Annotated in this window: 11 protein-coding genes; 7 read left to right on the forward strand and 4 right to left on the reverse strand. The window is 60.2% G+C overall.

Annotation, left to right across the window (positions count from 1 at the left end; translation table 11 throughout):
• Window positions 1-114: 114 nt before the first annotated feature.
• From SB822_RS25460 to SB822_RS25480, 5 genes are all read left to right on the forward strand, one after another.
• Window positions 115-615 carry a hypothetical protein gene (locus SB822_RS25460; protein WP_410855899.1) on the forward strand — a complete coding sequence of 167 codons (501 nt, stop codon included), beginning with the start codon at window positions 115-117 and terminating at the stop codon, window positions 613-615.
• Between the two features lie 178 nt (window positions 616-793).
• Window positions 794-1,756, forward strand: a complete 963-nt coding sequence (locus SB822_RS25465) for a PDR/VanB family oxidoreductase (protein ID WP_410855900.1) — start codon at window positions 794-796, stop codon at window positions 1,754-1,756.
• 132 nt (window positions 1,757-1,888) lie between these two features.
• Window positions 1,889-2,974, forward strand: coding sequence for a porin (locus tag SB822_RS25470; protein ID WP_086917141.1), 1,086 nt, complete (start codon window positions 1,889-1,891; stop codon window positions 2,972-2,974).
• A gap of 77 nt (window positions 2,975-3,051) precedes the next feature.
• Complete coding sequence (locus SB822_RS25475; RefSeq protein ID WP_242684240.1) at window positions 3,052-4,311, forward strand: methyl-accepting chemotaxis protein; 1,260 nt, start codon at window positions 3,052-3,054, stop codon at window positions 4,309-4,311.
• Window positions 4,312-4,677: 366 nt separating this feature from the next.
• Complete coding sequence (locus SB822_RS25480; protein ID WP_410855901.1) at window positions 4,678-5,598, forward strand: LysR family transcriptional regulator; 921 nt, start codon at window positions 4,678-4,680, stop codon at window positions 5,596-5,598.
• 61 nt (window positions 5,599-5,659) lie between these two features.
• On the opposite strand, the gene SB822_RS25485 is transcribed toward SB822_RS25480, so the two are convergent.
• The 4 genes from SB822_RS25485 to SB822_RS25500 are packed head-to-tail and all read right to left on the reverse strand — an operon-like array spanning window position 5,660 to window position 9,399.
• Complete coding sequence (locus SB822_RS25485) at window positions 5,660-7,210, reverse strand: tripartite tricarboxylate transporter permease (protein WP_007584450.1); 1,551 nt, start codon at window positions 7,208-7,210, stop codon at window positions 5,660-5,662.
• Between the two features lie 4 nt (window positions 7,211-7,214).
• Window positions 7,215-7,721, reverse strand: coding sequence for a tripartite tricarboxylate transporter TctB family protein (locus SB822_RS25490; protein WP_007584452.1), 507 nt, complete (start codon window positions 7,719-7,721; stop codon window positions 7,215-7,217).
• Between the two features lie 30 nt (window positions 7,722-7,751).
• Window positions 7,752-8,564: an amidohydrolase family protein gene (locus tag SB822_RS25495; RefSeq protein WP_007584453.1), complete on the reverse strand. Its 813-nt coding sequence runs from the start codon at window positions 8,562-8,564 to the stop codon at window positions 7,752-7,754.
• 13 nt (window positions 8,565-8,577) lie between these two features.
• Window positions 8,578-9,399 (reverse strand): tripartite tricarboxylate transporter substrate-binding protein, encoded by an 822-nt coding sequence (locus tag SB822_RS25500; protein WP_242680971.1) that lies wholly within the window; start codon window positions 9,397-9,399, stop codon window positions 8,578-8,580.
• 466 nt (window positions 9,400-9,865) lie between these two features.
• Between SB822_RS25500 and SB822_RS25505 the strand changes: the two genes are divergently transcribed.
• Together SB822_RS25505 and SB822_RS25510 are read left to right on the forward strand one after the other, a co-directional pair.
• Window positions 9,866-10,846, forward strand: a complete 981-nt coding sequence (locus SB822_RS25505) for a Bug family tripartite tricarboxylate transporter substrate binding protein (RefSeq protein WP_007584455.1) — start codon at window positions 9,866-9,868, stop codon at window positions 10,844-10,846.
• Between the two features lie 22 nt (window positions 10,847-10,868).
• Window positions 10,869-11,753, forward strand: coding sequence for an amidohydrolase family protein (locus SB822_RS25510; protein ID WP_114223958.1), 885 nt, complete (start codon window positions 10,869-10,871; stop codon window positions 11,751-11,753).
• Window positions 11,754-11,829: the final 76 nt, after the last annotated feature.

Consider the following 11,829-nt stretch of genomic DNA (forward strand, 5'->3'; position numbering starts at 1 on the left):
CAGTTCATGGCGTCCACAAAACCTACCTGGGGGTCCAGTTCGTGAAAGGCCTTGACAACTTCCTGCTCATAGAAGGGGTACCTGGGTGAGGGGGGTCTGACGATGCTTTGGGACGTGCCCATCGACGACCAGCATCACTGGCGGTGGGAATTCATCTTCCATCGCAGCGGGCAGCTGAACAAGGACGCTCTTGAGGCCCAGTACCAATCCGAAAAGGAAGAGGGCGATCGCATGCGTCGGAAATGGGACAACCTTTATTCCCAAGATCGGGAGTCAATGAAGGGGAAAGCCTACCTGGGGCTTGGTGAATGCTTTTCCGTACACGACATTGCTATCACGCAGTCGCAGGGCACGATTCACCAACAGGCGAACGAGCACCTGTCGTCGTCGGACATTGCCATCGTGCGCGCGCGTCGGATGCTTGACGAGGCGGCCCAGGTTATCGCCGAAGGTGGAGATCCACGTGGCGTGGTTCGTAGCGAAGCCGACAATGATTTCCGTGACATGGTCGTAGTGACGGGAGAGATCACAAATGGCGACACCAAGGAAGAGTATTGCGCCCGTTATACCGAGAGTCTCGACCTGTTCCGCCCGCAAGAGAGTTCATCTGGTTAGCACATACGCCGATAGACCGTGAAGTAGCGTCACATGGACATGTCTGGCAAGCCCGGGCCTTCTATTGAACGGGAAAGGCCTCGTTGCAGTTTTTTCCCATCAACGAGGACGCTGGTTTGCCAGCTTGGTATCGACGCTCCGTTTGTGTGTTGTTTGATTCATCGAGATTTTTCTGGTCATGAACACTATCGCCGTTCGAGTCGCAGTCGCTGACGCTATTGCTCAAGATATTCGCTTATTGAGGTTGGAGCCCCAAGACGGGACCAGCTTGCCGAACTGGAACCCCGGTTCACACATCGATCTTCATCTGGGGCAAGGGATTACCAGGCAATATTCCTTGTGTGGCCCGCACGGCGATACATCTGGATATCAGGTTGCTGTCAAGCTGGAGCCCACGTCACGTGGTGGGTCGAAATTCGTCCATGAATCGCTTGAGATTGGGAGTGAACTGCGCATTTCTGCTCCCCGAAATCATTTCGAGATGAGCGCAAATGCCGGCCACACTCTGCTCGTCGCCGGCGGCATCGGAATTACGCCGATCATCAGCATGGCGCGCGCTCTAGGGGCCAAGCAGCAGCAATTTGAACTTCTCTACTTCTCGCGCTCCGATCGTCACGCCGCTTTCCGCGATGAACTCGAAGCTGGGCCGCTCCAGGCGTCCTGCCGATTGCTCTTTGGACTGGAACACGACGCGGTCGAAGAAGTCCTCGAAGGCGCTCTTAACGACAGGTATGAGGACAGTCATCTCTACCTGTGCGGACCGAAAGCCTTTATGGACACGGTCCGTGCTGTCGCGGCTCGCTGCGGTTGGCCGGAAGATGCTGTTCATCTCGAGTACTTTGCCGGTGCAGATCCTACCGATCAAGGCACGCAGACGTCGTTTGATGTGAAGCTTGCACGTTCCGGGAAAGTTCTCACGGTTCCTGCCGACAAGACGATCGTCGACATGCTGCGAGTCGAAGGTGTCGAGGTAGAGACTTCCTGTGAGCAAGGTGTTTGTGGAACGTGTGTGACAAGAGTGCTTGACGGTGTACCGGAGCATCACGACTGTTTCCTGACAGCCCAGGAGCAAAGGCAGGGAGATTGTATGGCGGTTTGCATCTCCCGCTCCAAATCGAAGTTGCTTGTACTGGATTTGTAGTAGGTCGTCATGCCATCGGTGGCATGGCTTCACTGTTGTCTGGATCAAGCTCGGAATGACATCGGCTAGTCGTTAAAAAATAATAACTTAGATATTAATAAGTACTACTACATTGTTTGGAGACAGACTTTCATGAAAGCGAGATGGAGTTTAGGTTTCTTATCGATTTCAGCCGTGCTGGCGGGGAACGCCCATGCGCAGAGCAACGTTACCTTATACGGCATTATCGACACGGGAATTCAGTACTACAACAACGCAACAGCGGCGGGTGGATCCGTTGTTGGAATGCCGAGTCTGTCGGGCAAGTTGCCATCGCGTTTTGGGCTGAAGGGGGTCGAAGATCTCGGTGGTGGGTATAGAGCGTTCTTTGTGCTCGAAAACGGATTCGCAGTTAACAACGGCGCGTTAGGTTACGGCGGAAGAATATTCGGCCGCGCAGCAAATGTGGGGATTGACAGCCAGTACGGAAGTTTGACATTGGGCCGACAAATGAACATGACGTTGTACGCGTTGACCGACGCGGATGTCATCGGACCGTCAAACCACTCACTGGCAGTTTTTGATACATATTTGCCAAACGCGCGCAGCGACAACGCGATTGGATACATGGGAAAGTGGCGTGGTTTTACCCTCGGCGGAACATATAGTTTTGGCCGTGATGCTGCAGGCCCTGCAGGAGCTTCAGCGACCAATTGTGCAGGTCAAGTCCCCGGCGACTTCGTCGCGTGTCGGCAGTACACCGCCATGCTCGCATATGCGTCGGACAATTTTGGAGTCACCGCGTCCTATGACGTCATGCGCGGAGGTACGGGAGCTTCTGCGCCGTTGTCCAGCAGCGCAGATACTGACACACGGACTATCGTTGACGGCTATGCAAAATACGGAAACCTGAAACTTGGAGCGGGCTGGATCAGACGAAACACGTCCAGCACCACTCATAGCCAGTCAGATATTTTCTTCGCAGGCGGTACCTATCTGCTGACGCCCGCGATATCGGTTGACGCACAGGCGGTCCGGTATATATTGCGTACTCGTTCGGACGCGACGTTGGTGGTTGGGCGCGTAAGCTACTTCCTTTCAAAGCGAACCTCAGTGTATTCGTCTGCTGGATACATATTCAACAGTCCGTCTTCAGCAATCCCGGTCTCGGCTGGAGGCTCAGTTGGTACGGGCAAGAACCAGGTGGGCTTCATGGTGGGCATGCAGCAGCGTTTCTAGCCTCGCTTTGTTCGTCCAGTTTCTTTGGAGAGGTGCTACGCACGAAGTATGTCGAATCGGCTTGCGGATCGATGCGGTTGGAATTGCGTGCACATCTAAGAAGGGTTGATGATGTGCGCGCCGTACAGGTTGATGTGCGGCGTTCGCATTACTGGACCCTGTTCTGGGTTTATGCCGCGAGCCACGAAGGAAGAAAATTGAAGACACGGGTTCTCACGATCAGATTCAAATTATTTGGTGCTTTCGGGGTGATGGGCGCGTTCCTGCTCGTGTCAGGAGTATGGAATCTGATCACACTTCTTCAATCGGATGTAGCCAGGTTACCAATGTACCGGACGGTATCGATGGGCATGGTTCTTCTATCAACGATGGGGTGCATCGTTTCGATCTACTGCGGCGCGCATCTCAATGCAGTCGTATGTGGAGGACTGAATCGGATGGGCAAGAAGCTTGAGGATATCGCAGAGACACTTGACTTATCGAAGCGGTCATCGAGTCCGCGCATGGATGAATTCGGGCGTGCGGCAATCGCTTTCGATGCGTTAATGATGCGGGTCCAGGAGACGGTCTACGCCGTTCGCGTGTCTGCTGACACGGTCTCAAGGGCTACGCGAGAACTCGTATCTGGAAACGTTGATATTTCTGCACGTACCGAAGAGCAGGCTGCGTCGCTGCAGGAGACGGCGTCGAGCATGACGCAACTGACAGAAACCGTGAAACAGAACGCGGACAATGCGCGATGGGCGAAGGAGGAGGTATTGAAGGCAACGAGAATTGCTGAGAGAGGGGGTGGCGTCGTTCATGACATGGTTGCGACAATGGGGAAGATACACGCGAGTTCGAGCAAGATCTCCGAGATAACCGGGGTCATTGAAGGGATAGCATTCCAAACCAATATTCTGGCTCTGAACGCCGCCGTTGAGGCAGCTCGTGCGGGCGAGCAGGGAAGAGGATTTGCCGTTGTTGCAAGTGAGGTGCGCGGCCTCGCGCAACGTTCGGCATCTGCTGCGAGAGAAATCAAGGAATTGATCGTCTCATCTGTTGCAACGACTAGCGACGGGTCCGAGCAAGCTGCTCGGGTTAGCGCAGCAATGGATGAGATGAAGACTGCTATTGAACATGCGTCTCAAATGGTGACGGAGATTGCTAATGCCTCTGAACAGCAAAGTCGAGGTATCGAACAGGTGAATCAGGCGGTCATCTTGATGGACCAAGTGACACAGCGAAACGCTGCGGTCGTGGAACAAGGGGCATTCGCAGCGCAGTCACTTGAAGAGCAGACGGAGAAGCTGGGAATGACTGTCGCATCGTTCAAGCTGCCCGTGGATTTTGAATAGACTTGTCCTGCTTGAAATTCAGTCGACATGTGGTCGCGCGCCGCGCCACGATATTCGTCCTTCAGTCTCATCCCGGTTTCGCGCGGTCTCCGGCTTCGGCCATACGCACCGTCAACAACGACGAAGGCCGGGATAAACGGCGGCGGCACAATCAATCGTAAAGCCGGCGGTTGACGGACCGCAGCGTCTGCACGGCCTGCCATACAGCGCAATCCTGTGTTGCGGACCGCCGCGCCGCCGCCACTTCGGCCGGTCCGTGCCGCAGTCTGGCCCGTGCTTTTCCACTCAGCGATCCCCGGGCAAGCCAGAATTGCAGGATCGAAACCTTGCCGCTACTATCGCGGGATGCAAATCGACTTCTTGGGCATGCAGGCCTTTCTGAGCATTGTCGAAAACGGCGGCTTCCAGCCCGCCGCCGTGCAGCTCAATCTGTCGCAGACCGCCATCAGCCACCGCATCCGCAAGCTCGAAGAAGGGCTGGGCGTGCGCCTGATCGCGCGCACGACACGCGAACTCACGTTGACCGACGCCGGCCGCGCATTATTGCCGCGCGTGCGCGGCGCGATCCGTGAACTCGAAGGCTCGTACGACACATTGCGGCAGCATCGCAGCAGCGCGCCGCAATGGCTGACGTTCGCGTGCCTGCCGACCCTGGCCACATCGCACATCCCAAACGTGCTGAAGCGTTTTGCGACGGTCTATCCCGACATCGCGGTGCGCATGTTCGACAACTCGATTGCCGAGATTGCCGAGCTGGTGGATTCCGAATCGGCGGCGTTCGGCATATCGGTCAATGCGCCGACACGTTTCAATCTCGCCATCGAGCGATTCACGCAGGAGCCGTTCGCGCTGGTTTGCCCGCTCGGCCACCGGCTGCTCGAACGCGAGGTGGTGCGCTGGGACGATCTGATCGACGAAACATTGGTCCGCATCAGTCTGCACGCCGGCAACAGCACGACAATCGACGACGCGCTCGGCAATCGCCGAATGCAATACCGCTGGGGGTATGAGACGCAGCACACCGGTGCCGCGATCGACTTTGTGCGCGCCGGCCTAGGGCTGACGGTTGTGCCGTGTCTCGCAGCCACCAGTTACCCCGGCGTCGTGGCGCTGCCGCTCGTCGAGCCGCAGATCACGCGCTGCCTCGCTACCGTGATGCGGCCGGAAACCTTGCTGGTGCCCGCGGCGACCGCGCTGTGCGAAATGATCATCGAGGACATCGGCAACCGTCTGGCGGCATTCAACGCGTGGCAGCGACCGGCCAGTACTGACAAGGCGCACGCATAACCGGGTGTCCTGCCCGCAGACAGGACACTCGACCCCGCTGACAATCAGCCAGGCCTCCCGCTCAGTCGTCGGTCGCTGTTGCAGCCTCCGGCAAGAGCCGGATACGCGCCTCGTCGCGCCGGCGCACCCAGGTGCGCGACGCGAAGAACAGTTGGCCCACGATCAGCAATGTGCCGACGATCAGAAAGCCGAGTGCAATCGGACGATCGGTAAAGATCGTCAGGCTGCCCCGTGAGAGTAGCATCGCGCGCCGGAAGTTTTCCTCGACCATCGGCCCCAGCACATAGCCGAGCAGAATTGGCGACACCGGAAATTCGAGGGCGACGAGCAACGCGCCGATCAGCCCGAACACCGCTACCTCACCGACCTGGAACAGGCTGTTATTCGTGCTGTACACGCCGACGCAGATAAAGAACAGCGCCGACGGAAACAGAAAACGATACGGCACGCGCAATAGCTTCACCCACACGCCGATCATCGGCACGTTCAGCAACACCAGCAGCACGTTGCCGATCCAGAAGCTTGCAATCAACCCCCAGAACAGATCTTCGTGCTCGGTAATCAGTTGCGGACCCGGCTGGATGCCGTGAATCAGTAGCGCGCCGAGAATGAGCGCCATGACTGCGTCGCCAGGTATGCCCAGACTCATGGTCGGAATGAAATCGACCTGGGTCTTCGAGTGCGACGCGGCTTCAGGGCTCGCGACCCCTTCTAGCGCGCCTTGGCCGAAGCGTTCGGGATTCTTCGACAGACGCCGCTCGAGCGCGTAGGCGATAAACGTGGTGATGGTCGGCCCGGTGCCCGGCATCGCGCCGAACAGCGTGCCGACCGCTGTGCCGCGCATCATCGGCCAGAAAGCCTGCTTCAGTTCCGATTTGCTGGGGCGCATGTCGCGCATGCGCAGCGTGGTGGTGCCGCCCACCGAATGCATCCGGTTCACGTTGCGCAGAAATTCGGTGACGCCATAGAACCCGAGCGCCAGCGCGACCAGTTCAATGCCGTCTGACAGATCTGGCATGCCGAAAGTGAAACGCATTAGCCCGCTGTTCACGTCGGTGCCGACACTGCCGACCAGCAGCCCGAAAATCGTCATCGCGATGCCCTTGAGCGGCGAGCCGCGCGACATCGTCCCACCGGCCAGCAAACCGAGCAGCATGATCGAGAATATCTCCGGCGGCCCGAACTTGAAGGCAATCTTCACCAGCAGCGGCGACGCGAAAATCATCACGATGATCCCGACCGACGCAGCGAAGAACGATGCAATCATCGTAATGCCCAGCGCCGTGCCGCCCTTGCCCTGGCGCGTCATTGGATAACCATCGAGACAGGTCACCGCGTGAGGCGGATGGCAGGGCAGGTTCAGCAGAATCGCGCCGATCGCTCCGCCATATTGCGAACCGTAGAAGATACCGGCGAGCATCAGGATCGCCGGCACCGCATGCATGGTGTACGTGAGCGGTAGCAGCATCGAAATCGCCGATAGCGCACCCATGCCCGGCAATACACCGATCAGATTGCCGATCAGCACACCGACGAACGACCACATCAGATTATGAGGCTGTAGCGCAACGCCGAAGCCTTGCAACAAATCCAGAATCGATTGCGCAATCATTGGATCAATTCCACTGAAACAAAGGTAGTTGTAGTTGCAGCAGCCACCAGAACACCACCACCGATACCACCGCCATCGCCACGCCGAGCATGCCCGCGCCGAGCAGCGTGTTGTCGCGGTCGCCGAGCGCCGCGATGAAGGCAACCGCAAAACTCGCCGGCACGAGACCGCCGTGGCTGCCCAACACGATGAACGCGACGATGCTGAGCACGATGCAGAACCAGCCTCGCCATTCGGGCCGCGGCGCAGGCTCGGGCGGGGCGGCGTCAGCGCCGGCGAGCGAGCGTGCAGCCGCGCTCGCCGCAGCGGGATTGCGTGTGCCGGTGATGGCGATGGCCAGACCGACCAGCATCAGCAAGACGCCGAGCGCCCCGGGAAACAGACCCGGACCGGGCGCGGCGAGCGTGCCCAGTGAATAGGTGATGCCCTGTTGCGCGGCGCCCGCGCCGGTCAGGACCATCAGCGCACCGCCAAGCCGGTCCTTGCCGATACGCTCGATCAGGTCATCCATGCGAATCTCCGTAGCCGTCACCCGCTGCGTTCACGAAAAGTAGAACGCCTGCGCGTTCTCGCCAAAAATCTTGCGCTGCGATACCGGATCGGTAATCGTGCCGCGCAGCCACTCGATGGTTCTGGCGTATTCGAATTGGCCTTCCGCGCCAACGAACGGGCAATCGCTTGCCCACACCAGCTTGTCGTCGCCCACCCGGCGGTAGAGTTCCTGCGCGCACTCGCGCGCATTCGCACCGAGCCGGTACGCGCCCGACAGCTTGACCCACGTGCGGCCCTTTTCAACCGAGCGCACCATCGCCTTGAATCCTTCGCTCTCGATACCGGTCTGCGGATCGGGCCGACCGATATGGTCGATCACGATCTTCACGCCCGACTGTTCGAGCAGCGGCAGCACCTGCGGCAAGCGCGGACCGTCGAGATGCAGATGCACGTGCCAGTCGAGGTCGACGAGGCGGCGCAGCAGCTTGCGGTATTCCCACGTGGTCAGATCGGGCAGCGTGCTCATGCTGATGAACGGCAGGCGCACGCCCACCACGCCGGCGCGGTCCATCTCGTCGAGCACCACGCGTTCGACGCCGGGTTCGAGGATCACCGTGCCGCGCAGCCGCGAATGACCGCGCACGGCAGCGATCACGTAGTCGTTGTAGTCACCCCACGGGCTCGCCGCGGCGATCACCGCCTGTTTGACGCCGTTGCCGTCCATCACCGCCAGCAACTGTTCAGTCGAGAAATCGTAAGTCGGCGTATGACGCGGGTTGCTGACGAGCGGCATGTTCCGTTCGAAGACATGCACGTGCGTGTCGATGATCAGCAGGTCGTTTTCCACCAGATTTGCTTGCACATTAATCCTTTGTTCATTGGGGTTTGATGCCGGCACGTTCGATGACCTCGTGCCACTTCACTGCATCGTCGTGAAAAATCTTTGCCATCTCAGCGGGCGTGCTGCCCATCGGCTCGGTGCCGAGCGCGCGCAGTTGTGTGCGCAGCGCCGGTGACGACAACACTTCCCCGAGCTGGCGGTTCAGTGTGTCGACCGCTACCTGTGGCGTACCGTTTGCGACGTAAAGCGCATTCCAGCCGGTGACTTCATAGTTCTGCACACCGGCTTCAGCCACCGTCGGCACATCGGGCAGCCATGCCGTGCGCTTCGAGCCGGTGGTGGCGAGCGCGCGGACCTGTCCGGCCGCGATCGAGCCCTTCACCGCCGCATACGATTCGAAGCCGACGTCAATATCGCCGCGCACGAGTCCCGAGATCACGTCGCCGGTGTTTCGATAGGGCACCACCACCGCATTGAGCTTCGCGGTGGATTTGAAGAGTTCAGTGGAAAGGTTCTGGGTGCTGCCGGGGTTGATCGCGCCCATCGTGATCTGCCGTTTGGCGGCCGCCGCGAGCACGTCGTGCAGGGTATTCAGCTTACCGCCGCCTTTCGCCAGCACCAGCAAGTCGAAGTAGGCGATGCGTGAAACCGGTTTGAAGTCTTTTTCCGGATCGAACGGCAGCTTGATCAGCGAGCCGGCAATCGCGGTGCCGTTGGCGAACAGCGCGACCGTATAGCCGTCGTGCGCCGCGCTGAGCACGGCGTTGGCCGCGGCGATACCGCCCGCGCCGGGCCGGTTGTCGATGATGATGTTGTCGCCGAAACGCAGGCTCAGTTCTTTCGCGACGATGCGCATCGTGATGTCGGCGAGCCCGCCGACCCCGAACGGCACCACCACGCGAATCGGTTGCGAGGGATATTTCGACTGCGCGGCCGCTGGCGCGGCGCACAAGCCGGTCGCGCCGGTGGCAAGAACAAGCGAAGCCAGCAGGCGGCGCGCAATGCGCAGCGGCGATCCGGCGTGTTGAAAAATCATCTTTCTGTCTCCAAGGTTGGCCGCTTCTGTGTGCCGGGCAGGTGAACTGCACGAACCTGCCCGAACAGTCGGTCGGCAGATAGTCTAAATAAGGGGCCTCTACCGTATCAAATGAATTGTTTTGCTGGGGAGATTCGTTTTTTTCACCGTCGCGACGCGTTGCCGCTTCACCTCAAGCAATTCATGGGACCGTGAAAATCAATCATTTGTCCGGCAAGCCCGCACGCATTATCGTCTCGCTCTACTAATGAATCGGGATCCACAGAATCCCCCAACGGAGACGGTCATGAAGATCACCCCTCATCTGCGGCGGCGTGTGTGCATTGCGCTGGCGGCTCTGGCCGGCTGCGTGGCGCCCGCGGCGCACAGCGCGTATCCCGATCGCCCCATCACGCTCATCGTGCCGTTTTCGGCGGGCGGCACGGTCGATTCCGTCGCGCGCCTGCTGGCCGTGCAGATGGGTGCCGAACTGAAAACCCACGTGATAGTCGAGAACGCGCCGGGCGCGGGCGGCACCATCGCCACGCAACGCGTGGCGCGCTCGAAGCCCGATGGCCTGACGCTGCTGTTCGCGACACCCAACCATACGATCAATCCCGCGATCCTCCACAACCTGCCGTTCGATACCGAAAAGGACTTCGCGCCGATCTCGCTCGCCGCGCAGATTCCCGAACTGCTGATCGCGAATTCGAAGCAGCCGTATTCGGACTTCAAGGGTTTTGTTGCGTATGCGAAGGCCCATCCGGGCCAGCTCAACTACGGCTCCGCCGGCATCGGCACCTTGCCTCACGTAACGATGGAGTTGCTGCTGCAAAAGCTCGGCATTAAGGTCACGCACATCCCCTATAAGGGCGCGGCGCCCGCGATGAACGATCTGCTGGGCGGCCAGGTGGCGATCAAGATGGACACCATCGTCACGTCACTGCCGCAGCTCAACGCCGGCCGCCTGAAGCCGCTCGCTCTCGCCAGCGCCCAACGCTCGCCGCTGCTGCCGAATGTTCCGACGATGGCCGAATGCGGCGTGGCCGGCTACGAAGGCACGTTGTGGATGGGCATCCTCGCGCCGAAGGGCACGCCTGCGGCGGTCGTCGACACGGTCAATCAGGCCATCGTGCAGTCATTGAAGCGTCCGGCGCTGCTCAAGCAATTTGCCGTGTACGGCGTCGAGCCGGTCGGCAGCACGCCCGCAGCGTTCCAGAGCCAGATCTCGTTCGAGCTCAAGCAATGGGCCACGGTCGTCCAGCGCGCCAATATCACCGCCAATTGAGTCCACCAGGAGAGCCGCGAACATGCCGCCGTCACTGACCCAACCGCCCGACCCGCATCCAAAGACACCGAGGCTGCGGCTGCCGCCCGGCTCGATCGATACGCACATTCATCTGTTCGGCCCCGCGGCGCAATATCCGTTTCATCCGGACAGCAAGTACATCGCCGCCGACGCGCTGCCGGAAACGCAGATCGCTCAGCAGGACACCCTCGGCCTCGCCGGTGCGGTAGTCGTGAGCGGCGGCGGCTACGGCCAGAACAGCCAGCACCTCGAACACGTGCTGGAACGTTTCGGTGAGCGCTTTCGCGGCGTCGCGCTGCTGCCGGACGACGCCGATGCCGCGCATGTCGAACGGCTCGACCGGCTCGGCGTGCGGGGTGCCCGTTTCGTCGGCACCAGTCACAAAGGCGCACTGCCGCGGCTGTCGTCGCGCATCGCCGCGCTGATCGCGGAGTTCGGCTGGCACGTGCAGTTCTATCCGGGCCCCGACGATCTGCTGGAGAAATCGCAGGCGCTGCTCGATCTGCCCGTGCCCGTCGTGCTCGATCACTTCGCCTGCATTCCGGCCGACGGCGGCGTCGACCAGCCCGCGTTCAAGGCGTTGCTGAAGATGATCGACACCGGCCGCATCTGGGTCAAGCTGTCCGGCCCCATGCGCTGCACGCCCGGCGACTATCCGTACGCACCGGTCACGCCGCTCGCCCGCGCGCTGGTTGCGCATGCACCGCATCGCCTGCTGTGGGGCAGCGACTGGCCGCACGTCAACATGAGCGGCCGAGGCATGCCCAACGACGGCGACCTCGTCGATCTGCTCAGCGAATGGATCGACGACGCCGACACGCTCAAGCAGATTCTGGTGACGAATCCGCGCGAGGTGTATGGGCCGTTTGGCGGCGCCGGGCGCTGACGCCAGGCCGGCGCAACGCTGATGACGACCGCCGGAGACGGCCGTCCGCACTTCCTCGCTTCTCGTATTGCACTTC

The sequence above is a fragment of the Paraburkholderia sp. SIMBA_054 genome (assembly GCF_046534875.1).
GTDB classification, from domain to species: Bacteria; Pseudomonadota; Gammaproteobacteria; order Burkholderiales; family Burkholderiaceae; genus Paraburkholderia; species Paraburkholderia hospita.